The organism is Herbaspirillum sp. NPDC087042, from assembly GCF_044745245.1.
In the GTDB taxonomy this organism is placed as follows: domain Bacteria; phylum Pseudomonadota; class Gammaproteobacteria; order Burkholderiales; family Burkholderiaceae_D; genus Herbaspirillum.
On record NZ_JBIUZW010000002.1, the window covers coordinates 284169 to 305410 of the forward strand.

19 protein-coding genes are annotated in these 21242 nt (G+C 65.1%); 16 read left to right on the forward strand and 3 right to left on the reverse strand.

Annotation, left to right across the window (positions count from 1 at the left end; genetic code table 11):
* Positions 1-7: 7 nt before the first annotated feature.
* Positions 8-1012 carry an AraC family transcriptional regulator gene (locus tag ACIPHN_RS05520; protein ID WP_400433932.1) on the reverse strand — a complete coding sequence of 335 codons (1005 nt, stop codon included), beginning with the start codon at positions 1010-1012 and terminating at the stop codon, positions 8-10.
* A 137-nt stretch (positions 1013-1149) separates the two neighbouring features.
* Between ACIPHN_RS05520 and ACIPHN_RS05525 the strand changes: the two genes are divergently transcribed.
* The 8 genes from ACIPHN_RS05525 to ACIPHN_RS05560 all read left to right on the forward strand — a co-directional run bounded on the left by ACIPHN_RS05525 (position 1150) and on the right by ACIPHN_RS05560 (position 9837).
* Entirely contained in the window at positions 1150-2853 is a 1704-nt protein-coding gene (locus ACIPHN_RS05525; RefSeq protein WP_400433934.1) for an AMP-binding protein, read from the forward strand.
* A 20-nt stretch (positions 2854-2873) separates the two neighbouring features.
* On the forward strand, positions 2874-3638 hold the full coding sequence (locus ACIPHN_RS05530) for an SDR family NAD(P)-dependent oxidoreductase (RefSeq protein ID WP_400433937.1): 765 nt from the start codon (positions 2874-2876) through the stop codon (positions 3636-3638).
* A 48-nt stretch (positions 3639-3686) separates the two neighbouring features.
* Positions 3687-4880 (forward strand): acetyl-CoA C-acyltransferase, encoded by a 1194-nt coding sequence (locus ACIPHN_RS05535; protein WP_400433940.1) that lies wholly within the window; start codon positions 3687-3689, stop codon positions 4878-4880.
* A 54-nt stretch (positions 4881-4934) separates the two neighbouring features.
* A complete protein-coding gene (locus tag ACIPHN_RS05540) occupies positions 4935-6071 on the forward strand; it encodes an acyl-CoA dehydrogenase (protein ID WP_400433943.1) in 1137 nt (378 codons plus the stop codon).
* A gap of 162 nt (positions 6072-6233) precedes the next feature.
* Positions 6234-7025 (forward strand): substrate-binding domain-containing protein, encoded by a 792-nt coding sequence (locus ACIPHN_RS05545; protein ID WP_400433946.1) that lies wholly within the window; start codon positions 6234-6236, stop codon positions 7023-7025.
* Between the two features lie 287 nt (positions 7026-7312).
* A complete protein-coding gene (locus ACIPHN_RS05550) occupies positions 7313-8095 on the forward strand; it encodes a class I SAM-dependent methyltransferase (RefSeq protein WP_400433949.1) in 783 nt (260 codons plus the stop codon).
* Positions 8088-8513, forward strand: a complete 426-nt coding sequence (locus ACIPHN_RS05555; protein ID WP_400433952.1) for a thioesterase family protein — start codon at positions 8088-8090, stop codon at positions 8511-8513. The genes ACIPHN_RS05550 and ACIPHN_RS05555 overlap by 8 nt, the downstream gene beginning before the upstream one ends.
* Before the next feature lie 73 nt (positions 8514-8586).
* On the forward strand, positions 8587-9837 hold the full coding sequence (locus ACIPHN_RS05560) for an alpha/beta fold hydrolase (RefSeq protein WP_400433955.1): 1251 nt from the start codon (positions 8587-8589) through the stop codon (positions 9835-9837).
* A 37-nt stretch (positions 9838-9874) separates the two neighbouring features.
* Here the strand turns inward: ACIPHN_RS05560 and ACIPHN_RS05565 are convergent, their stop codons facing one another.
* Positions 9875-10792 (reverse strand): LysR family transcriptional regulator, encoded by a 918-nt coding sequence (locus ACIPHN_RS05565; RefSeq protein WP_400433957.1) that lies wholly within the window; start codon positions 10790-10792, stop codon positions 9875-9877.
* Positions 10793-10882: 90 nt separating this feature from the next.
* Positions 10883-11572 carry a GntR family transcriptional regulator gene (locus tag ACIPHN_RS05570; RefSeq protein ID WP_400433960.1) on the reverse strand — a complete coding sequence of 230 codons (690 nt, stop codon included), beginning with the start codon at positions 11570-11572 and terminating at the stop codon, positions 10883-10885.
* Between the two features lie 130 nt (positions 11573-11702).
* Here ACIPHN_RS05570 and ACIPHN_RS05575 point away from each other — a divergent pair, with 130 nt between their 5' ends.
* The 8 genes from ACIPHN_RS05575 (at position 11703) to ACIPHN_RS05610 (ending at position 21225) form a co-directional block, all read left to right on the forward strand.
* Positions 11703-12815: a mandelate racemase/muconate lactonizing enzyme family protein gene (locus ACIPHN_RS05575; RefSeq protein WP_400433963.1), complete on the forward strand. Its 1113-nt coding sequence runs from the start codon at positions 11703-11705 to the stop codon at positions 12813-12815.
* 189 nt (positions 12816-13004) lie between these two features.
* Positions 13005-14285: an MFS transporter gene (locus tag ACIPHN_RS05580; RefSeq protein ID WP_400434062.1), complete on the forward strand. Its 1281-nt coding sequence runs from the start codon at positions 13005-13007 to the stop codon at positions 14283-14285.
* Positions 14286-14323: 38 nt separating this feature from the next.
* Positions 14324-15337 carry a porin gene (locus ACIPHN_RS05585; RefSeq protein ID WP_400433966.1) on the forward strand — a complete coding sequence of 338 codons (1014 nt, stop codon included), beginning with the start codon at positions 14324-14326 and terminating at the stop codon, positions 15335-15337.
* A gap of 261 nt (positions 15338-15598) precedes the next feature.
* The gene (locus ACIPHN_RS05590) at positions 15599-16465 is read left to right on the forward strand and encodes an N-formylglutamate amidohydrolase (protein WP_400433969.1); all 867 of its coding nucleotides are present in this window, start codon (positions 15599-15601) and stop codon (positions 16463-16465) included.
* Between the two features lie 48 nt (positions 16466-16513).
* A complete protein-coding gene (locus tag ACIPHN_RS05595) occupies positions 16514-17275 on the forward strand; it encodes an IclR family transcriptional regulator (protein WP_400433972.1) in 762 nt (253 codons plus the stop codon).
* 22 nt (positions 17276-17297) lie between these two features.
* Positions 17298-18707, forward strand: a complete 1410-nt coding sequence (locus ACIPHN_RS05600) for a YfcC family protein (protein ID WP_400433975.1) — start codon at positions 17298-17300, stop codon at positions 18705-18707.
* Positions 18708-18879: 172 nt separating this feature from the next.
* On the forward strand, positions 18880-20250 hold the full coding sequence (locus ACIPHN_RS05605) for an MFS transporter (RefSeq protein WP_400433977.1): 1371 nt from the start codon (positions 18880-18882) through the stop codon (positions 20248-20250).
* Between the two features lie 42 nt (positions 20251-20292).
* The gene (locus ACIPHN_RS05610) at positions 20293-21225 is read left to right on the forward strand and encodes a hydroxyacid dehydrogenase (protein WP_400433980.1); all 933 of its coding nucleotides are present in this window, start codon (positions 20293-20295) and stop codon (positions 21223-21225) included.
* Positions 21226-21242: the final 17 nt, after the last annotated feature.

Below are 21242 nucleotides of genomic sequence, written 5' to 3' on the forward strand. Positions count from 1 at the left end.
GAAGCGCCTAGGCGGGGGGGCGGGCTTCCTGCAGATCCCGCCTGAAGGTCCCCGGGCTCAGTCCCGTCCATTTGCGAAACGCCCGGTGAAACGCGCTGGGCTCGGTAAAGCCCAACTGCGCGGCCACGCTGGCCACGCTCAGTTCGCCCTGACGCAGCAGGGTCTGGGCCAGGCCGCTGCGAATCTCATCCTTGAGCGAGGCAAAGCTCTGCCCTTCCTCGCGCAAGCGGCGCCGCAACGTGGCCGCCGACACGCCCAGCTGCGCAGCCAGCGCATCGAAGTCCGGCCAGTCGGCCGGCGCTTTTTCCTTGAGATGGGCGCGCAAGCGCGTGACCCAGCCGGTGTCGTGCCGGTAACGCACCAGCAGGTTGCCCGGCGCTTCGCGCAGGAACGCCCGCAGCGCCGCATCGTTGCGGATCACCGGCAGGTCGAGGTAGGCGGCATCGAAGCTGAGCACGCAACGGGGCTGGCCGAAATGCACCGGCACGCCGAAGAATTGCAGGTAATCCGGCCGCTCCTCGGGGATGGAACAGGCAAAGTCGATGCGCTGCAGCGCGATGCGCCGGCCCACCAGCCAGCAGGCCAGGCCCAGCACCAGCAGCAGGAAGGTGCGGTAGGCGAAGGCCGGGTAGGGGGAGCGGTTGCGGACCAGCACGATCTGCGCTCGCCCATCTTCGACCCGCAGCTCGCCATAGGGCTCGTCGAGCACAATGCGCAGGAAGCGCAGCGCCCGATGCAGCGCCTGGGCCAGCGTGCCAGTGTGCAGCACGGCATGACACATCAGGGTGAAACTGCCCTGCCGCATCGGTCGCGCCGCCAGGCCAAAGAACTCATCGTCACTCTGGCGCGCAATTTCGCGCCAGAGTTTGCCATATTGCAGTGCAGTCACCGCCTCCTTCGCCCCGCCCTCCAGGCCGGCGGCGCGCAGCGCGCCATCAGTCGCAAAGCCCTGTCGCGACAGGCATCCAAGCGCGTCTTCCACGAATGAGTAGGCAATGCTGTGGGGATCCATCGTTTCCTCGGGATATGGCAAAAGCAGTCAGATTATGAGGCAAGTTATGTCATTGCCTGCCAGCTTTGGGGTCTCTAGTATCCGCAGCATACGCACAAAACAAGAAATCAGCGTTCATTCTGATAAAGGAGACAGGCGTGTCCAAGCCGTATGTGGGTCATCGCGACCATCGCAACCATCGCACTCATCGCGACTATGCCGAAGCCGTCGCCGGCTTCAGCCTCGCCCGGGTGACCGGGCAATTCCAGGGCGACTTCGAGGACGGCATCAATGCCTGTGTCGAATGTTGCGACCGTCATATCGATGGCGACAAGGTGGCGCTGGATTACATCGCCCTCGATGGCCGGCACCAGGCCTACAGCTTTGCGCAACTGAGCCGAGCCTCGGCCCGCTTCGCCAACCTGCTGGCGCAGCAGGGCATCGGTGCCGGTGACGTGGTGGCGGGCCTGCTGCCGCGCACGCCCGAGCTGCTGGTGACGATCCTGGGTACCCTGCGCGCCGGTGCCGTCTACCAGCCGCTCTTTACCGCCTTCGGCCCCAAGGCCATCGAGCATCGCCTGCAAGTCTCAAACGCCCGCCTGGTGGTCACCAATACCGCCAATCGCCAGAAGCTGGCGGACCTGCCGGCCTGCCCGCTGGTCTGTACGGTCGGCACTACGCCTGAGAGCCTGTTGCCCGGCGATCTCGATTTCCACACGCAGATGGCCGCGCAGTCCGACCAGTTTGCCCCGGTGATGCGCCGGGGCTCGGACCTGATGCTGATGATGTCCACCTCCGGCACCACTGGCGCCGCCAAGGGGGTACCGGTGCCGCTGCGCGCCTTGCAGGCCTTCTCGGTCTACATGCGCGATGCCGTGGGGCTGCTGCCCGAAGACAGGTTCTGGAACATCGCCGACCCCGGCTGGGCCTATGGCCTGTACTACGCCGTCCTGGGTCCGCTGGTGCTGGGCCATGCCACCACCCTGAACGAAGCCGCCTTCACGGTCGAGGGTGCCTATGCGCTCATCGCGCGCCTGGGCATCACCAGCCTGGCCGGCGCGCCCACCGCCTATCGCATGATGATGGCCGCCGGTGACGAGGCGGCGGCGCCCTGCAAGGGGCGGCTGCGCGTCGTCAGCAGTGCCGGCGAGCCGCTCAATGCCGAGGTGATGCGCTGGTTCGACAGCGCCCTGGCCACGCCCATCTACGACCACTACGGCCAGACCGAGCTGGGCATGGTGGTCAACAATCACCATGGCCTGGCCCATCCGGTACAGCCGGGGTCGGCCGGCTATGCCATGCCCGGCTACCGTGTGGTGGTGCTGGACGACGAGCGCCGCGAACTGGGCGCCAACCAGCCCGGTGAACTGGCTATCGACATCGCCCGCTCGCCGCTGCTGTGGTTCAGCGGCTACTGGCAGCAGGAGACCCCGGCCATCGCCGGCGGTTACTACGCCACCGGCGACAACGTCGAGCTGGAGCCCGACGGCAGCATCAGTTTCATCGGCCGCGCCGACGACGTCATCACCTCCTCGGGCTACCGCATCGGCCCCTTCGATGTGGAAAGCGCGCTGCTGGAGCACGCGGCCGTGGCCGATGTGGCCGTCATCGGCGTGCCCGACCCGGAGCGCACCGAGATCGTCAAGGCCTTCATCGTGCTGAGGGAGGCGTTCCAGGCCAGCGATGCCCTGGCCGAGGAACTGAGCCAGCACGTCAAGCGGCGCCTGTCGGCGCATGCCTATCCGCGTGCCATCGAGTTCGTCGATGCCCTGCCCAAGACGCCCAGTGGCAAACTACAACGATTCGTGCTGCGCAAGCGCGAAGCCGACCGGGCCGCTGCAGGCGCACCGGCCACCACCTGACATCTGAACGAGGACTCATCATGGGAATCAAGAAGGGCGTATATGTCGTCACCGGTGCCGCCTCCGGCCTGGGCGCGGCCACGGCCGAGGCGCTGCTGAAGGCATCGGCCAAGGTATTGCTGGCCGATATCAATCCGGTGGCCGGCGAGAAATGGAAAGCCTTCCTGGGCGAGCAGGCCCGCTTCGTGCAGACCGATGTCACCAGCGAGACCAGTGCCGAGGCCGCCTTTGCGGCCGCCGCGTCCATGGGCGAGGTGGTGGGCCTGGTCAACTGCGCCGGCATCGCGCCCGGCGAAAAGCTGCTGGGCAAGGACGGACCGCACCGGCTGGACAGCTTCCTGCGCGCCCTCAACATCAACCTGGTCGGCAGCTTCAACATGGCCCGCCTGGCGGCGCAGTACATCAGCCAGTCCACGCCGGACGCCTCTGGCGAGCGCGGCGTGATCATCAACACAGCCTCCATTGCCGCCTTCGATGGCCAGATGGGCCAGGTCGCCTATGCCGCCTCCAAGGGGGGCGTGGTCGCCATGACCCTGCCGATGGCGCGTGACCTGGCGCGCCATGGCATCCGCGTGGTCACCATCGCGCCCGGCATCATCGAGACCCCGATGATGCTGGCCATGCCACCGGAGGTGCTGGAGTCGCTGGGCAAGAGCGTGCCTTTCCCGCCGCGCCTGGGCAAGCCCTCCGAGTTTTCCTCGCTGGTGGAGCACATCCTGCAGAACCAGTATCTCAACGGCGAAGTCATCCGCATGGATGGCGCACTGCGCATGAATTCCCGCTGAGCGGCCGTGCCGCCAGCGACAACCACTGAAACCATGAAGGAGGCCAACATGGCCAACGACTCCATCGTCATCGTCTCGGCCGCCCGCACACCCATGGGCAATTTCCAGGGTGCGCTGGCCGATCTTCCCACGCCGCAACTGGGCGCCCATGCGATTGCGGCGGCGCTCGCCCGCGCCGGCATCGCCGCAGACCAGGTCGACCAGGTCTTCATGGGCTGCGTGCTGCAGGCCGGACTGGGCCAGGCGCCGGCACGCCAGGCGGCCTTGCGCGCGGGTCTGCCGGTGGAAGTCACGTGCAGCACCATCCACAAGGTCTGCGGTTCGGCGATGATGGCCGTCATGCTGGGGCATGACAGCATCCTGGCGGGATCGTCCTCCATCGTCGTGGCCGGTGGCATGGAATCCATGAGCAATGCCCCCTACCTGCTGCCCAAGGCGCGTCGCGGTTACCGGCTCGGCCATGACCGGCTGATCGACCACATGTTCTTCGACGGCCTGGAAGATGCCTATTCGGACGAGCATCGCGGTCGCCTCATGGGGACCTTCGCCGAAGACTGCGCCACCGCCATGGGCTTCACCCGCGAAGAACAGGATGCCTTTGCCATCCGCTCCACCCAGCTTGCCCGGGCGGCCATCGAGGAAGGGCGCTTCCAGTGGGAGATCGCCCCCATCGAGGTGGCCGGCAAGAAGGGCAGTACCGTGGTGAGCACCGATGAAGGCCCGCTCTCGGTCAAGCTCGACCGCATCCCCAGCCTCAAGCCGGCCTTCCGCGCCGGCGGCACGGTGACGGCGGCCAACTCGTCTTCGATCTCCGATGGCGCGGCCGCACTGGTGCTGATGACGCAATCGCGGGCACAGGCGCTGGGCTTGACGCCCATTGCCCGCATCCTCGGCCACGTCACCCATGCCGGCGCGCCGGCCGATTTCCCGCGGGCACCCATCGGTGCGATCCGCAAGCTCTTCGCCAGGACCGGCCTGGACCGCAGCAGCACCGACCTGTTTGAAATCAACGAGGCCTTTGCCACCGTGCCGATGGCAGTCAGCCGCGAACTCGATATCGACGTGGACCGCATCAACGTCCACGGCGGCGCCTGCGCGCTGGGCCATCCCATCGGCGCCTCGGGTGCACGCATCCTGGTCACGCTGCTGGGTGCCTTGCGCCAGCGTGGCCAGAAGACCGGCATCGCCAGCCTGTGCCTGGGCGGTGGCGAAGCCACGGCGGTGGCCGTTGAAATGCTGTGAGGCCGTGTTCTGACCAGCAGTTGATTTGTCCACAGCCCAACCAGAGGTGACCCCGTGATACTCACATCCGAACAGGAAATGATCCGCGACGCCATGCGCGCGTTCGCCCAGGAGCGGCTGGCGCCCTTCGCCGCCGACTGGGATGTCCACCACACCTTTCCCGCCGAGGCGCTCAAGGAGCTGGGCGCGCTCGGCGCCATGGGCATGTGCGTGCCCGAAGAATGGGGTGGCGCCGGTATGGATTACATGAGCCTGGTGCTGGCGCTGGAAGAAATTGCCGCAGGTGATGGCGCCACCTCCACCATCGTCTCGGTGCAGAACTCGCTGGCCTGCGGCATCACGCAGAAATACGGCAGCCAGGCACAGAAGCAGGAATGGCTCATCCCGCTGGCCCGGGGCGAGATGCTGGGTTGCTTCTGCCTCACCGAGCCGCATACCGGTTCGGATGCGGCGGCCCTGCGCACCCGCGCCGAGCGCGACGGCGACCACTATGTGCTCAATGGCGTGAAGCAGTTCATCACCAGCGGCAAGCATGCCGAGGTCGCCATCGTCTTTGCCGTCACCGACAAGGCGGCCGGCAAGCGTGGCATCTCCTGCTTCCTGGTGCCGTGCAAGACGCCCGGTTTCATCGTCGGCCGTACCGAGGAAAAGATGGGCCAGCATGCCTCCGACACCGTACAGATCCTGCTGGAAAACTGCCGCGTACCCGCCAGCGCGCTGCTGGGGGCCGAAGGCGAGGGCTATCGCATCGCCCTCTCCAACCTGGAGGCAGGCCGCATCGGCATTGCCGCGCAGAGCGTGGGCATGGCGCGCGCCGCCTTCGAGGCCGCGCTCAGGTATGCCAAGGAGCGCGAGACCTTTGGCGTACCCATCATCGAGCACCAGGCCGTGAGCTTCCGCCTGGCCGACATGAACACCCAGCTCGACGCCGCCCGCCTGCTGGTCTGGCGCGCGGCCACCCTGAAGGATCAGGGGCTGCCCTGCCTGAAGGAAGCCTCCATGGCCAAGATGTTTGCTTCCGAGGCCGCCGAGAAGATCGCCTCGGACGCCATCCAGATCCATGGCGGCGTGGGCTATACGCGCGACTTCCCGGTCGAGCGCATCTACCGCGATGTGCGCATCAGCCAGATCTACGAAGGCGCCAACGACATCCAGCGAATGGTGATCGGGCGGGCATTGGCGGCACAGTGATGGCTCAGTGACAGTGGCGCGGCGGATGACCCGGGTCAGCACTGGTCAGAAAGATGTCGATATTGTCATCCGATTGTCATGCGATCGCGCCCCTTCGCGTCCTATCCTCGGCAGAAACCATTCAACGATGATTTCTCCGGAGATAAGACAATGAGTACGAGCATGTCCCCACTGCGCCGCTTCTCCTCGCTGGGCGCGGTACTGGCTGGCCTCCTGATGGCCGCCTCGATATCGGCCATGGCCGAACCGGTCACCCTGCATGTCTATGGTCCGGGCGGACCCGCCCCGGCGATGAAGGAAGCCGCCGCCAGCTTCGGCAAGCTGCACCATGTCACCGTCAATGTGGTGGCCGGCCCGACGCCGCAATGGGTGGAGCGTGCGCGCGACGATGCCGATATCGTCTTCAGCGGCGCCGAGAACATGATGGGTGATTTCGCCAAGGCGTTGCCCGGTGCCTTCGACCTGCACGATGTAGAGCCCCTGTACCTGCGACCCGTCGCGATCCTCGTGCGCCCCGGTAACCCCCGCCATATCCAGGGTTTCGGCGACCTGTTGAAACCCGGCGTGAAGGTGCTGGCGGTGGCTGGTGCAGGGCAGACCGGATTGTGGGAAGACGTGGCCGGACGCCGGGGCGATATCGAGACCGTGCGGCAATTGCGCCGCAACATGGTCTTGCCGGAGGCGGCCAACAGCGCTGCCGCCAGGGAGATGTGGACCACCCACGCCGATATCGATGCCTGGCTGATCTGGAACATCTGGCAGGTCGCCAACCCCGCGCTGGCGCAACTGGTGGAGGTGGAGGAACCCTATCGCATCTATCGTGATACCGGGGTGGTCCTGACCACCCGGGGCAAGAGCGTCGCCGAAGCCGGTGAGTTTGTGCGTTACCTGGCCTCGGAGGAGGGACGCAAGATCTTTGCGCGCTGGGGGTGGATGTCGTCGGCAGCGCCATAGGCGTTCCGCAGTGGCGGCATCCCGCGTGCCGCCACCTTGCCTTCCTTTCTCTCCGTTCCATTCTCCCTTCACCGACTGTGGCGTCCTGCCCACGTCCTGCCCTCCACGAGCAAGGTAAGTTCAGTACCTACTTTTCTGCCCGGATGACCGCCACGTCCGGCAACCCGGCTCGGCTGGCGCCTGGCGACGATCGTTCTGCCCGGGCGATGGAATCCATATAAAAGTTATATGCAATGAATGGCTTGAATCGACTTAGTATATGAATCATCGCTAAGCAGGAGAGCCCCATGAGCAACGGCAATTTCAAGGATCATTTCTCGACCGGTTCGGCGGGTTATGCCGCCCATCGTCCGACCTATCCGTCCGCACTGGTGGATGCGCTGGCCGGCATCAGCCCGGCGCAGGAGCGCGTGCTGGATTGCGGCTGCGGCACTGGCCAGCTGTCGGTCCTGCTGGCGCAGCGCTTCGGGGAAGTCATCGCCACCGATGCCAGCGCCGCACAGATAGCGGCGGCCACGCCGTGCCAGGGGGTGAGCTATCGCGCCGCCCTGGCCGAGGAGAGCGGCCTGCCCGATGCCAGCGTGGACCTGGTCACCGTGGCGCAAGCCGCGCACTGGCTCGACCTGGACAAGTTCTATGCCGAGGTGCGCCGGGTGGCGCGGGAGCGGGCCGTGATCGCCCTGATCACCTACGGCGTGCTGCATGTGGAAGGCCCGATCGATGAGATCGTGCAGAAGTTCTACTACCAGACCATCGGCCCCTACTGGCCGCCGGAGCGGCGCCATGTGGAAGAGGGCTATGCCAGCCTCGCCTTTCCCTTCGCGCCGCTGGACTTGCCACCGCTGGCCATCGAGGTCCAGTGGAACGTGGACGACCTGATCGGCTACATCCATACCTGGTCGGCCGTGAAGGCCGCACAGAAAGCGCTGGGCGGCAACCCGGCCGATGATTTTGCCACCGAACTGCGCCGCCAATGGGGTGATCCGGCCGTGCGCCGGCGCGTCACCTGGCCGCTGTCCATCCGCGCGGGCCGCGTCGACGGCCGTGTTCAGGGAGACCGTGATGCCTGACACGCTCGCCCCCGGCCTGCGCCATGAAGAACGTATCGTCGTCACCGAGGCCCTGACAGTACCGGCCATGTCGACCTGCTTCAGCGGCTTTGCCGACATGCCTCCAGTGTTCGCCACGGCCTTCATGGTGGGTTTGCTGGAGTGGACCTGCGTGGAGGCACTCAAGCCATTCCTGGCCTCGGGCGAGCGCACGGTGGGCACCCATGTCGACGTCAGCCATTGCGCGGCCACGCCGGTGGGCATGGCGGTCACGGCATCGGTGGAGCTGGTGGAAGTGGACGGCAAGCGGCTGCGCTTCGTCGTGGAGTGCTACGACAGCCAGGAGCTCATCGGCGCCGGAACGCATGAGCGCTACATCGTCGATGGCGACAGGTTCATCGCCAGGGTCAGCCAGAAGGCCCTGGCCCAGACGGCCTAGCAACATCTCCCATTTTCCCGTTTGCAGGAGCGTCCCGATGGGCTGCCTGGCTACGCCTTTGCCTGATGCGTTCATGGCACCAGTCTCGCATGGCGGGGAAGGTGATGGCCTTGACGTACGCATTGCCGAATGGCCGCGCGATGAACGCCTGGTCCAGGGCTTCTTCCCGTCACCACGGGAAGTGGGCCACGTGCCGGATCTTCGCCAGCGCTATGACGATGACAACGCCATGGTCATCATCGTCCATACCGGACAACGTGAGCTGGGGGTGGCGCTGCTGCGCGCCAGCCCGGGCGGCGATTGTGTCATCGACGACTGGCGCATCCGGCCCGAAGCCTGTGCGGCCAGCGTCATGGAGCGGGTCATCCGCTTTGCGCAGGTGCTGGCGCGTGAATGCGATTGCCGTAACCCGATACGTGTTTCAACAGAGGAGACGAAAGTGGAGATGCCAGGATTCAGAAATGATTACATCAATGTCGGTGAAGTCAGCATTGCCTATTCCATCGGCGGCAATGGGCCGCCGCTGTTGCTGCTGCACGGCTTTCCCCAGAACCGGGCGATGTGGACAAAAGTGGCGCCCATCCTGGCGCAGCATTACACGGTGGTCTGTGCCGACCTGCGCGGCTATGGTGATTCGGGCAAGCCGAAGGGCTTGCCGGACAACGACAACTATTCGTTCCGCACCTTCGCCCAGGACCAGCGCGCACTCATGCAGAAGCTGGGCTTCGAGCGCTTCCATCTGATCGGCCACGATCGTGGTGGACGGACGGGGCACCGGATGGCGCTGGATCATCCCGACAATGTCCTGACCCTGACCGTCATGGACATCGTCCCCACCCACGCCATGTTCATGGATACCAATCGCCTGGTGGCGGCCTCCTACTGGCACTGGTATTTCCTGCAGCAGCCGGCGCCGTTCCCGGAGCAGATGATCGGCGCCAATCCCGATCTGTTCTATGAAACCTGCCTGCTGGGCTGGGGCGCAACGCGCGTATCGGATTTCGATCCGGCGATGCTGGCGGCCTATCGTGCGTCCTGGCGCAAGCCGGACATGATCCATGGCTCCTGCTGCGACTACCGGGCCGGTGCTTCCATCGACCTGCAGCACGACAGTTCCGACATCGGGACCAAGGTGGCTTGTCCGACACTGGTGTTCTATGGCGCCAATGGTGCCATGGGCAAGCTCTTCGATATTCCGGCTGAATGGCGCAAGCGCTGTGTCGATACCGAACCTGTCTCGCTGCCGGGAGGTCATTTCTTCGTGGACCAGTTCCCCGCCGAGACAGCGGCGATCCTGCTGGGCCTCCTGCGCAAGCACACCTGAACGCTTGCCGGGCCGGCGGCGTGGGGACGCCGTCGGCCTATCCCTTCTTGCGGCCCTTGCGGATCTGCTGCGGGTAGGCCCGCAGATGTTCCAGCAGGGCCCGTGCGGCCCGGCTCAGTGGCCGTCCGGCTGGCCAGCACAGGCCGACCTTGAGCTGGTCACCTTCTTCATGGGGCAGTCGTAGCGGCTGGATGTCGGGCTCGCTGGCAATTGCCGGCAAGGGCAGGGTCGTGGCGGCGTGGCCTGCCCGCACGGCCGACAGCAGCAGCGCCGGATTGTCGGATTCGAGGACGATGTTCAAGGCAATGCCGAGCCGGGCGGCGTAGCGCTCCATCAGTTCGCGCTGGTGATGGCCTTGCGGATAGGCCGCCAGCGGACATCCCAGTAACTTCTTCCAGCCGATGCTGGAGGAGCAGCGCAGCTGCTGTGCCATGGTCGTGGACATGCAGGCCACATTGTCGATGCTCCACAGCGGTTCGGATTCGACATCCACCTGCGCGCCGCGATAGGCGGTCAGGCCGAAGTCCAGCGCTTCGGTGCGCACCAGTTCCTCGATCTCCAGCGCGCCCGCCTGGAAGGCCCGGATGCGGATGCCGGGATGTTGCTGCATGAAGGAAACGATTGCATCGCCCAGCGCGAACTGGGTCACCATGGCTGGCGCGGCGATGCGGATTTGTCCGATGGACAGGTTGTCGAGGCTGCGGATCTCGTCTTTCACGCCGGCCAGCAAGGCCATCGCCGGCGCCGCGCGGTCACGCAGCAGGCGGCCGCTGTCGGTGAGTTCGACCGTGCGGCGGGTACGCAGGAACAGGGTGCTGCCGATCTCGCGTTCCAGTTCTTTCATGGCGATGCTGACGGCCGACTGGGCGATGTGCAGGGCAGTGGCGGCAGCGGAGAAGCCACCGTGCCGGACTACCGCCATGAAGACTTCTATCCTGCGTAACTTGATATTCATTTTCTAGATGGAATAAGCCGTATCCATCTGAATTCTAGGGGATTCGAAGAGATGCGGATAGCGCTGCGCAAAGTGCTATTGCGGACCGCTTCAGGCATGCGGCGCCATGCGCTGCGCCGCGCCCTGCAAGTGACCCCGCACCGCTGCCGCCGCCCGTGCGCCATCGCCCTCTGCAAAGGCGGTGACGATTTCCTGGTGTTCCTGCATGGCGGCATCGCTGCCGACCTGGTTGCTGCCCGATACCACCGACAGGCGCGAGACCGCCAGGATCAGGTGCAGGTTGCGATAGGCATGGGAGATGCTGTCATTGCCGGCGCTATCGACGATGGCCTGGTGGAAGCGCTGTTCCAGGTCGATGTAGGCGCGGTGCTCCTGGTAGGTGACGCCGCTCTTGCGCAGGGCCACCATCTCGTGATGCAGCTGCTGCAACATGGCGGCCGTGTCCGCATCCTTCCTGTCGGCGCCCAGGCGTGCGCAATGCTCTTCCATGAGCAGGCGGAAATCCATCATCTGCGCCATCTTCTGCGCATCCGGCAGCGACTCCACCGAAAACCCCGTATTGGCCGCGAAGGCCACCAGGCCCTCGGCCGTCAGGCGCGCCAGCGCTTCCCGCAGGGGTGAGGTGCTGATACCGCAGGAGCGCGACAGGGCGTCGATGTTGAGCCGGTCCCCGGGCAGGAGCTCGCGGTCCAGGATCTGCCGTTTCAGCTCGATGTAGGCGAGCTCGGAAAGGGGAGATTTGACGAGTTTGATCGGGGTCTTGGGGCGCGGGGAATTCATCGGGCGATCTTACCATTTTTGGCAAAAACCATACATCAGGCATCATGGATCATGCATGATCGATTGACGATGATCCGTGATCCTGCAATACTGCGTCCATCTTTTCACGGTTTTTTCGGAGACAGGCCGCATGAACACCATCAAGAACGTCGATATCGCCTTGTACAAGGTGCCCCTCAACAAGCCACTCAGCGATGCCAAGGTACTTGCCGGCAAGCAAAAGCCCTTGGCTCACGTGGACATGCTGACGGCTACCATCCACACCGAAGCGGGCGGCCAGGGCTTCGGCTTCAGCTATTCGCTGCGCGCCGGTGGCGCCGCGCTGTATGCCCATGCCCGGGAAATCGCCGAAGTGCTCATCGGCGAAGACGCCAGCGACATCGGCCGCCTGTGGGAAAAGATGGCCTGGATCGGCGCGTCGGTGGCGCGCACCGGCGTGACCGTGCAGGCCATCGCCGCCTTCGACATCGCCTTGTGGGATCTCAAGGCAAAGCAGGCTGGTGTCTCCATCGGCAAGCTGCTGGGCGCCTATCGCGATGCGGTGCCGTGCTACAACACCTCCGGCGGCTACCTGAATGCACCGATCGACGAAGTGCTGAAGAACGTCGACGCCTCGCTGGCGCGTGGTATCGGCGGCATCAAGCTGAAGGTGGGGCAGAAGGACCTGGCCAAGGACCTGGCCCGCGTGGCCGCCGTGCGCGAGCACATCGGCCCGGACGTGCCGCTGATGGTCGATGCCAACCAGCAATGGGACTTGAGCTACGCCCTGCGCGCCGGCCGCGCACTGGAAAAATTCAACCTGACCTGGATCGAGGAGCCGCTCAGCGCCTATGACTACGAAGGTCACGCAGAGCTGACCTCGCGCCTGGATACGCCGGTCGGTACCGGCGAGATGCTCAGTTCGGTGGCCGAGGTACATGAGCTGATCAAGCAGCGTTCGGTCACCTATCTGCAGGCGGATGCACCGCGCATCGGCGGCATCACTCCCTTCCTGAAGATCATGGCCGTGGCCGACCTGCAGCGCCTGAAGCTGGCGCCGCACTTCGTCATGGAAGTGCATATCCATCTGGCCTGCGCCTACCCGCATGAAAGCTGGGTCGAGCACATCGAATGGCTGGAGCCGGCCTTCAATGAACGCCTCACCATCGCCGACGGCTGCATGCAGCTGCCTAAGCAAGCGGGACTGGGTTTCACGCTGTCGGCCAAGGCTGCCGAATGGAAGGTGGATTCCCACCGCATCTGAGGCATCCCCGCCCAACCGCTTCCCCCCAATACAACAAGAAACAAGGTGGCCGCCCAGCCGGGCAGGCCGCTGCATACCGAGGAGAAAAACGTGAATCAGAGAGATCGCAGCGCCGACCTGCAGTCGGCAGCGCCTGCCCAGGCGTCAGCAAAGGCCCAGGTCGGTCACGTCCGCTACCTGATCCTGTTCATGCTGTTCGTGGTCACTACCTTCAACTTCGCCGACCGCGCCATTCTTTCCATGGCGGCATCGTCGATGAGGGCGCAACTGGGGATCAGCCCCATTGAGCTGGGTTACGTGTTTTCAGCCTTCAGCTGGGCCTATGTGATCGGACAGTTGCCGGGCGGCTGGTTGCTCGACAGGTTCGGTTCCCGGCGCGTCTATGCGGCCAGCATCATCCTGTGGTCGAGCTTCACGGCGCTGCAGGGTACCGTCGAAGTGCTGGGACCGGCCAATCTCATCGCCGGCCTGTTCGTGCTGCGCTTCCTGGTCGGCCTGGCCGAGGCGCCGTCCTTCCCGGCCAATGGTCGCCTGGTGGCGGCCTGGTTCCCGACCGCCGAGCGCGGTACAGCCTCGGCCATCTTCAGCTCGGCGCAATATTTCGCCGTGGTGCTGTTCGCGCCCATCATGGGCTGGGTGATCTTCCACTACGGCTGGCAGCACGTGTTCTTGTTCATGGGCGGCCTGGGCGTGCTGATCGGGCTGGCGTGGCTGCGCGTCATCGACAGCCCGCGCAAGCATCGTCGCATCGGCCAGCCCGAGTTCGACTACATCGCCGCCGGTGGCGCGCTGGTGAACATGGACCACGCACCGGCACAGCCGCAGGCCAAAGGCCAGTCCGACTGGCGCTACCTGCGCCAGTTGCTGGGCAACCGCATGCTGCTGGGCGTGTATCTGGGCCAGTATTGCGTCAACGTGCTGTCGTACTTCTTCCTCACCTGGTTCCCGATCTACCTGGTGCAGGAGCGCGGCATGTCCATCCTCAAGGCCGGTTTCATCGCCTCGCTGCCGGCGATCTGCGGTTTCATCGGCGGCCTGCTGGGCGGCTTCGTCTCGGACCGCCTGATCCGGCACGGCCTCACGCTGACCTGGGCGCGCAAGATCCCCATCGTCGCCGGACTGGGCCTGTCGAGCATCATGATCCTGGCCAACTACACCGACAGCCAGTGGGTCGTGGTGGGCGTGATGATGATCGCCTTCTTCGGCAAGGGCGTGGGCGCACTGGGCTGGGCCGTGGTGGCCGATACCTCGCCCAAGGAAATCATCGGCCTCACCGGTGCGCTCTTCAACTGCGTGGGCAACATCGCTGGCATCGTCGCGCCGATCATCATCGGCTACCTGGTGGCGGTCAAGGGCTCCTTTACCTATGCGCTGGTGTTCGTCGGCGCGCATGCCGCACTGGGCGTGTTCAGCTATTTGGTCATCGTGCCAAAGATCGGTCGCGTGGTCTTGAAGACCGGCGACCAATAACAATCCCGAAAACAAGCTCGGAAAACCTCGGAGACAACATGAAGAAAACACTCGTCGCGCTCGCACTGTGCGCAGCCGGCACCGCACAGGCGCAGTCCTCGGTCACGATCTACGGCGTGGTCGACAGCGGCCTGGTACTGGAAAACGGCGGCAAGAACGGCAGCGTCGCCAAGATCAGCGGCGGCGCCTCGGCCGGATCGCGCATCGGCTTCAAGGGCAGGGAAGACCTGGGTGGCGGCATGGGCGCCAGCTTCGTGCTGGAAACCGGCTTCAATACGGACGATGGCTCGCTCAACGCCGGTGGCGGCATCTTCGGGCGGCAATCCTATGTCGGCCTGGATGGCGGTTTCGGTGCGGTGTCGGTCGGTCGCCAGTATTCGCTGCTCTACCTCGCGGTCAATGAAGTGGCCGATCCCTTCAAGACCGGTTCGGCAGGACGCGCCAACAACATCCTGCAGATGGCAGGCACCCGCATCAACAACGCCGTCCGCTATACCAGCCCGGTCTTTGGCGGCTTCAATGTCAATGCCCTGTACGGCGCAGGCGAGGTAGCCGGGCGCGAAGCGGCGGGGCGCAATCTCAACGGCGAACTGGCCTATGCCAATGGACCGCTGGCAGCGCGCCTGGTCTATGCGACCTTCAATGATGCCCCCACCCTGAACAGCACGCCACTCAGTACGACCCGCTCGCGCGCCTTGCTGGGCGCCTACCTGATCGGCGCGCTCAGGCTGCACGCCGGCTATGCGCTCAACAACAGCGATGGCGGCCTGAACAGCCGTGACCTGCTCGTCGGCGCGACCTACACCCTGGGCAGCAACCGTTTCGCGACATCGATCATTTACCACAATGACCGCTCCACCAGCGATGCCGACGTGGACCAATATGCGCTGGGCGTCTACCACGCGCTGTCGCAGCGCACCGAACTCTATGGCGTCATTGCCTACATGCGCAGGAAGAACGTCGCCGCCGCCAATACCTTTTTCGTCGGTAACGCCTCCGATACTGGGACCGGCAACCGTGGCATCAACCTGGGGGTGAAGCACTCCTTCTGATCCTGCCATACCGTCGCAGGGATTTTTTTGTTTGCTTTGGAGCGTCTCTCCTGCTCCGTCAGCCGGATACCGTGTTGCGGTATCCGGCTTTTTTATTTGGCGTTCCTGCATTCCGTTTTTCCGGATGCGCTAGTTGCGCCAGTTACGACCTCGCTCCGGCAGGGTGGAAAAAAGTACTTCGACAACAACGACTTAGGCGCGATTTGACAAAACGGTGACAGTGTTTTTAAATAGTGAAAACATATTTTTACTGTATAAAAAATGAACGCCAATCATCCCGCCTATTTCATCCAGCCCGCGCTGGCGCCTTCCATCCCGCTGGTGCTGGATTCGCCCCATAGCGGTTTCAGCTTCCCGGATGACTTCCGCCCGGCCGCGCCGGTCGAGGCCGTGCGCACCGGATGGGACGGCTATCTGGACGAGCTCTGGTCGTCGGCCACCGCGCTGGGCGCGCCGCTGCTGTGCGCGCGCTTCCCGCGCACCTATATCGACGCCAACCGCGCCGCCGATGACATCGATCCGGCGCTCATGGCCACGCCCTGGCCCCATCCCAGCCAGCCGTCGGACTACAGCCGGCGCGGCCAGGGCCTGATCCGCCGCTTTGCGCTGCCCGGCATCCCGATGTACGACCGCGCACTGAGCGTGGCCGAGGTGGAGAACCGTCTCCACCACTACTACCTGCCCTACCGTCAGGCATTGCGGCAACTCATCGATGCCGCCCTGCAGGCGCACCGCCAGGTATGGCACCTGGACCTGCACTCGATGAAATCGACCGGCAATGCCATGAACGAGGATGCCGGCCAGGCCCGTCCCGACTTCGTCATCAGCGACCGCCTGGGCAGCAGCGCCGATCCGCGTGCCACGCAGTGGATCGCCGACCAGTTCAGCGCCATGGGATACCGCACCCTGGTCAATACGCCGTATCGCGGCGGCGATATCGTGCGCACCTACGGCGCGCCGGCGCAGGGGTGCCACAGCATCCAGATCGAGATCAACCGCGCCCTGTACATGCAGGAAAGCAGCGGCGAGAAATCGGCCAACTATCCACGCCTGAAAGCCGATATCGATCGCTTCCTGGTGCATTTCGCTGCGGTCATTGGAGATCCCGCCGGCGCCTTCCCGGCCTGACCCTGACATCTGCGCCTCCGTCCCTACACCGAACATCGCACATCGACCATGAACGACTACACCGTTGCCTCTGTGGATTCAGCCCTGCAACTGCTGGCCATCATCACCGACCGACCGGGTCTGAACCTGAGCGAGCTGGCCGACTGCGCCGACATGAACACCTCGCGGGCCTTCCGCCTGCTGACCACGCTGGCCGGCCACCGGCTGGTGGAGCGGGTGGGCGATCCGGCGGTCTATCGCCTGGGCACCCAGGCGCTGGTGATGGGCCTGGCCGCCGGCCGCCAGATCGACCTGGCCGCCGCCGCCCAGGCGCCGCTGCTCAAGCTGGTGGAGATGTTCAACGAAGCCTGCCAGGTGCGGGTGCGGGACGGTTTCGAGACGGTCTGCATCGCCCGGGTGGAGTCGACCCATGCAGTGCGGGTGCATGGCGTGATCGGCAATCGGCGGCCGGTCCATGTGGGCGCGTCCGGCAAGCTGCTGATGGCCTATGCGCCCGAGGCCGAACGGGAGCGCCTGCTCAAGCGTCCGCTGAAGCAGTTCACCGGACGCACCCGCAGCGATGCGGCCGCGCTGCACGAGGAGCTGGCCGCCATCGTCGAGAACGGCTATGCCTTGAGCCAGGGCGAAGCCACCCCCGGCGCCGTCGCCATTGCGGTGCCGGTAATGGATGCGCGCGGCAACGTGCTGGCGGCGCTGGGCATGTCGATTGTCGAAAGCCGCTATCACAAGAAGGCGCTGCCCGAGCTGGTGCGCGAGATGAGCGAAGCCGCCCGTGAGCTGTCGCGACAACTGGGACACAAGATTTCCTGACCTTGAAGAGAGAGACAACAACGTGAATCCATCCATCTCCGCCGAGGGGGCGACACCCCACAAGCGCACGCTGCATCCCATCCTGATGATGCTGGGCATCCTGGTGATGGCCATGTCGCTGACCTACCTGCTCGATGCCGGGCAGTTCGCCCGCAACGGCAAGCTGGTCGAGCCGGGTAGTTACCAGGCCATCGACAAGCACAACGACCTGCTGACCCTGTTCTCGCTCTCGACCCCGGCCAGCAGTGTCGAGCGAGCCTATCCGGCCACGGCGGTATCGTTGCTGCGGGCCATTCCCGACGGGCTCACCAAGACCTCGGCGCTGATCTTCATGGTCATGTTCGTGGGCGGCATGTTCGAGGTCTTCAAGCGTACCGGCGCGCTCGATGCCGGCCTGGACCGGCTGGTGCATGCCTCGCGCGGCAACCTGTATGTGCTGGGCCCCCTGCTGATCACCGTGATCGGGCTGGGCAGTACCTTCCTGGGCCTGATGTCGGAATACCTGGTGCTGCTGCCCATCGTGCTGGCGCTGGGCGAGCGGCTCAAGATCAGCCCGCTGCTCTCCTTGTCCATGCTGGCCTTCGGCGCGAAGCTGGGCTACGTGGCCTCGGTGAGCAATCCCATCGTGCTGCCAGTGGCGCAGGGTATTGCCTCGGTGCCCCTGTTCAGCGGCGCGGGCTTGCGGTTGGTGGTATTCGTGCTGGCCATCGTGATGGCGGTGGCCTATTTCCTCTATCGCCTGCGCGGCTCGGGCTACGCCATTATCACCGAGGTGCAGGCCGTCCCCCGGCTGGCGGGCGTCCATAAGGCGGTGTTGCTGGTGATTGCCGCCGCTACCCTGGTGCTGGTCTGGGCCGCGCCCGAGTTCAAGTGGCACAACGGCGAGCTGAGCGCCTTCTACATTGCCCTGGCCATGGTCATCGCCATGGTCGGCCGGCTCGGTGCGCGCGAGGCGGCCGACGCCTTCGTGCAGGGCATGAAGGGCATGATGCTGGCGGCCTTGCTCATCGGCCTGGCCGCCACCATCGAGCTGGTCCTCCAGCGCAGCATGGTGCTCGATACCGTCATCGTGAAGCTGGCCTCCCTGGTGGAAGGACAGAGCCGCGCCGTGGTGGGCAGCGGCATCATGTTGATTGAGGCCGTGCTGGACCTGCTGGTGCCCTCGACCTCGGGCAAGGCCGCCATCAGCATGCCCATCCTGGCGCCCATTGCGCACCTCTCGGGCCTGAGCGGGCAGACCTGTGTCCTGGCTTTCCTGCTGGGCAATGGCATCATGGGCATCATCAATCCTTCCTCTGGCCTGACGCTGGCCTTCCTGGCGATCTCCCGGGTCGGCTACGGCCAGTGGGTGCGCTTCGCCTTGCCGCTGGTGCTGGCCCTGAGCGTGATGGCCGTGGTGGTGGTCACGATCGCCGCCGAGATCGGGTATTGAGATGATCGCCGGGCAGGAGCAAGTTCCTGCCCGGGCCGGTGATGGCGGTGACGGTGACATTTCCGACTATCCCGGAATCGATATATTTCACTCCCTCCCGCAGCAAGGCTTGCACTAGCATCTCCTCCCTGTAAGGCCCGCATCCGACGGGCCGACCCAGAAGAGGAGAGACATGTCTACTGCAGCTGCAAGCAAGCGCACCGGCTATCGCTGGCTCGTGCTTGTCATGATCTACGTGACCTACATGATTGCCGGCGCCGACCGCGCCAACATCGGTGTCACCATCCCCGAAATCCGCAAGGACTTCCATCTCAGCAATACCGACGTCGGCGCCCTGGCGAGCCTGTTCTACATCACCTACGCGCTGATCCAGATCCCGGCCGGCTACCTGTTCGAACGCTTCGGGATCCGCAAGATCCTGGTCGGCTCGATGGTCCTGACCTCGCTGTCGACCTTCCTCACCGGTGCCGCCGGCAGCGCCTTCCAGATCAAGGCGTCACGCGCCATCCTGGGCGCGGCCGAGGGGCCGATCAATATCGGTATCGTCTCCACCATCAACCGCTGGTTCCCGCCGCATGAAAAAGGCCTGGCCACGGGCGTGTTCATGTCGGCCATCAAGTTCGCGCCGGCCTTCGTGCCGCCGCTGTGCGCCTGGCTGATGCTGCACTATGGCTGGCGCGAAGTGTTCTACATCTTTGCGGTGCCGGGCTTCCTCAGTGCCTTCCTCTGGTACTGGCTGGTGCGCGACGATCCTTCCGAGGTCAGCAAGTGCTCGCCGCAGGAGCAGGCCTACATCAAGGAGTCGGCTGCCCTGGGCGCGGTGGCACAGACCGGCCGGGGCCGTGCGCATGTCTCTGGCGGCTGGCTGGACAAGCTGATCCGCCTGCGCGAGATCGAACTGCTCAAGAGCAATGCCGAGATCCTGCGTTCCTGGAATGTCTGGGCTTGCGCGCTGGGCTACTTCTTCATGGTCGGCATCACCTACGCCATCATGACCTGGGTGCCGACCTACCTGGTGTCGGTCAAGCATTTCTCCATCATGAAGATGGGCGTGGTCGCCTCCGCCCCCTGGGTCGGCGCCATCGTCGGCAATCTGCTGGGCGGCTGGCTGTCGGACAATTTCTTCGGCAAGCGTCGCAAGCCGGTGATGCTGATCACCTCGGCCGCGACCGTGGTGATGATGTACACCCTCATCGCCGCGCCCAGCGAGCCGACCGCACTGGCGGCCCTGTTCTTCGTGGCCGGCGTGCTGCTCAACCTGGGTTACTCCACCTTCCTGGTCTATCCCATGGGGATCGCTACCAAGGAAAAGGTGCCGTTCGCCGCTTCCATCGTCAACTTCGCCGGCTCGCTGGGCGGCGCCTTCACCCCCTTCGTGGTCGGCGTCATTCTCGACAACCTCGATTGGGACTGGGTGTTCGGCCTGCTGGCGCTGAGTTCGCTGATCACCTTCTTCCTGGTGCTGAGCATGATCGAACCCCGGCCGCGCAGCCGGGTCGCCGAGCCCGCTGTGGGTAGCACCGGCAAGACGGTCCAGGCCTGATCCGGTATCGCTTCAACGCGTTCTTCTTCTGTAAGGCAGTCAATGGCAATTTTCATCATGGACCGCATCGCCCCCGAGGCGGTCACCCAACTCCGGCAGCAACACGAGGTCGTCGACTTCCCGGCCTCGCGCGAGCGTGACTGGTGCGTCGAGGCCGAGGCGCTGATCGTGCGTACCTTCCCGGTCCGTGCGCCGGAGCTGGCCCAGGCGCGTCGCCTGAAGATCGTGGCCAAGCATGGCAGCGGCGTGGACAACATCGATCTCGCCGCCGCCAGCCAGCGCGGCATCCTGGTCACCAACACGCCCGGCGCCAATGCCGATGCGGTCGCCGAGTACGTGCTGGCGCTGGCACTGGCGGTGGCGCGACGCATCCCGCTGTCGCACGGCAAGCTGCGCGATGGCGCCGGCAGCCCCGTGCAGGACGGCCTGGAGCTGGGCGGCAAGACGCTGGGCCTGATCGGCCTGGGTGATATCGGCAGCCGCACCAGTCGTCTCTTCCGGGGCGCATTCGGCGCGGCGGTGCTGGCCTATGACCCCTATGCCGGCGATGCCGCCTTCGCCGCTGCAGGTGCGACCCGGGTGGCTGACATCGACAGCATCCTGCGCCAGGCCGATGTGCTGAGCCTGCATGTGCCACGGCTGGAGAGCACCCGCCACCTGATCGGCGCCGCCCAGCTGGCGGCCATGAAGTCCACCGCCATCCTCATCAATGCCGCACGTGGTGGCGTGGTGGACGAGGTCGCCCTGCACGCGGCCCTGCGCGACGGCGTCATCGCCGGAGCCGGCAGCGATGTCTTCGAGGTGGAGCCACCACCGGCCGACCATCCGCTGCTGGACCTGCCCAACTTCGTCGGCTCGCCGCATGTCGCCGGCAGCAGCCGTGACTCGCTGCTGCGCATGGGCAGTGGCGCGGCGCAGGCCTGCATCGATGTGCTGGCTGGTCGGCAGCCGGCGCACCTCGTGCGGGCCGCCTGAGCAGGCAGGGCGATTTC